1 protein-coding gene is annotated in these 2,784 nt (G+C 71.4%); it reads left to right on the top strand.

The window, feature by feature from the left end; genetic code table 11:
• On the top strand, positions 1 to 2,592 hold a 2,592-nt coding region (locus tag EIO58_RS15645; RefSeq protein WP_127820285.1), incomplete at its 5' end, for an HAD-IC family P-type ATPase.
• Positions 2,593 to 2,784: the final 192 nt, after the last annotated feature.

The following is a 2,784-nucleotide window of genomic DNA, read 5'->3' as shown; positions in this document are numbered from 1 at the left end:
GGCCCGAACCGGCTCCCCGAGCCGGCTCGGCGGCCCGCGATCCTGCGGTTCCTTGCGCACTTCAACGACACGCTGATCTACATCCTGCTGGGCGCCGCCCTCATCAAGGCGCTCATGGGGGACTGGCTCGACTTCTGGGTCATCGTGGTCGTCGCGATCATCAACGCCGTGGTGGGGTTCGTGCAGGAGGGCCGAGCCGAGAAGGCGCTCGCGGGGATCCGCGGGATGCTGTCGTCCGAGGCCAGCGCGAGGCGCGACGGCGGCTGGGCCACGGTGGCCGCCGCCGATCTCGTCCCGGGCGACGTGATCCGGCTGATGCCGGGTGACAAGGTGCCTGCCGACGTGCGGCTGCTGCAGGCTTTCCAGCTGCGCATCGACGAGGCGGCGCTCACCGGCGAATCGGTGCCCTCGTCCAAGACGACGGATGCCGTCGATCCCGACGCAGGAGTCGGGGACCGCGCCTCGATGGCGTTCTCGGGCACGATCGTGAGCGCCGGGCAGGGCCGCGGCGTCGTGACCGCGACCGGTGCGTCGACCGAGATCGGCCGCATCCAGAGCCTCGCCGACGAGGCCGGAACGCTCGCGACGCCGCTCACGCGTCAGCTCGACGGGTTCGGCCGGGTGCTCACCGTCGTGATCCTCGGGATGGCCGCCGTGATGCTCATGATCGGCCGCTTCCTTCACGGGATGCCGTTCTCCGAGCTGGTCTCGGCCGCCATCGGCTTCGCCGTGGCGGCGATCCCCGAGGGGCTCCCGGCGCTCGTGACGATCACGCTTGCGATCGGCGTGCAGCAGATGGCGCGCCACAATGCCATCACGCGCAAGCTGCCGGCCGTCGAGGCTCTCGGCTCGGTGACGACGGTGTGCTCCGACAAGACCGGCACCCTGACGAAGAACGAGATGACGGTGCGGCGCATCGTCACGCCCATCGGCGAGTACGACGTCACCGGGCTCGGCTACGTGCCCGAAGGACGGATCGTCCCGGCCGACGGCCGCGGCGCGCAGGGTGGTGACCTCGCCGCCATCCTCGCGGTCGCGACGCTGTGCAACGACGCCCACATCGTCCGCGGCGACGACGGTGGGTGGAGCCTCGTCGGCGAGCCCACCGAGGGCGCGCTCAAGGTCGCGGCGATGAAGGGCGGCGTGGGCAGCACGGGCAGCCGCCGCGTCGCGGTCATCCCCTTCGACTCCGCGAACAAGCTCATGGCGACGCTGAACGAGGGATCGACCGGTTCGCGCGGCCTCCTCGTGAAGGGCGGGCCCGACCGGCTTCTCGAGCGGTCGCTCACGCAGCGCGGCGCGAACGGCGCGGAGCCCCTCGATCTCGTGCGGTGGGAGGCGGCCATCGCCGAGCTCAGCGCGCAGGGACTGCGGGTGCTCGCGGCCGCCCGCAAGCCGGTGCGCGCCGACGCCGAGTCGTTCGCGCTCGACGACCTGATCGACCTCGAGTTCCTGGGCGTGTGGGGCATCGTCGACCCGCCTCGGCCCGAGGCGGTCCAGGCCATCGCGGACTGCCACACCGCCGGCATCCGCGTGAAGATGATCACGGGCGACCACGCGGGCACCGCGCTCGCGATCGCGCACGAGATGGGGCTCGCCGACGCCGACGCCGAGGTGCTCACCGGCGCGGAGCTCGAGGCGCTCACCCAGGAGCAGCTCAAGGCCGTCGTGCGCGACGTCGACGTGTACGCGCGCACGAGCCCCGAGCACAAGATCCGCATCGTGCGTGCGCTGCAGTCGCACGGCGAGGTCGTCGCGATGACGGGGGACGGCGTCAACGACGCGCCGGCGCTCACGCGCGCGGACGTCGGGATCGCGATGGGGATCAAGGGCACCGAGGCGACCAAGGAGGCCGCCGAGTTCGTGCTCGCGGACGACAACTTCGCGACGATCCGCAGCGCGATCGCCGAGGGGCGCCGCATCTACGACAATCTGCGCAAGTCGATCGTGTTCCTGCTGCCGACCAACGGCGCGCAGTCGCTCGTGATCCTGGTGGCCGTCGTCTTCGGGCTGGCGTTGCCGCTGACGAGCGTGCAGGTGCTGTGGGTCAACATGGTGACCGCCGTCACCCTGTCGCTCGCTCTGGCGTACGAGCCGGCCGAGCGCGGCATCATGCGACGGCCGCCGCGGCCGAGCGGCGGGCCGATCATCGACGGGCGTGAGCTGGGTTTCATCCTCGTGGTCTCACTCATCATCGGCGGCGCGGCGATGGGCGTCTTCTACGGCGTGGTCGCCACCGGTGCCGACATCGAGATCGCCCGGACCGAAGCGGTGCTCATGCTCGTATTCGGTCAGTTCGCGTACCTGTTCAACTGCCGCTTCCTGGCGCGCTCGAGCCTCACCCCCGACGTGCTCCGCGGCAACCGTGCGGTGTGGTGGTCGGCGCTCGCGCTGGTCGTGCTGCAGCTGGTGTACATGTACGCCCCGTTCATGAACGTGCTGTTCGAGTCGAGGCCTCTCGACCCGGCAGCCTGGATCCTGCCGCTCGTGCTGTCCGTCGCGATCTTCCTCGCGGTCGAGGCGCTCAAGGCGCTGCTGCGTGCGCGCGGCGCGAGGTCGCGATCGCGCGACGCGCTCAAAGGCGCCTCATAGGAGCGCTTGCGAGGATGCCGTACAACGCGTCGCGTCGACCCCCACGAGCCAGGAGGACCGCCATGATCCGCACCGCACTCGCTTCCCGTCCGGCACGCGCCGGCGCCGCCCTCGCGGCGGCCGCCGGCATCGCCCTGCTCGCCGGCTGTGCGCCTGGGGACTCCAGCGCCGCCGACGACGCCCCGGCGGACT

It is taken from the genome of Microbacterium sp. CPCC 204701 (assembly GCF_004010105.1).
Classification (GTDB): Bacteria; Actinomycetota; Actinomycetes; order Actinomycetales; family Microbacteriaceae; genus Microbacterium.
The sequence above is the reverse complement of the archived record's forward strand: the minus strand, read 5'-3'. Positions and strand labels throughout refer to the sequence as shown.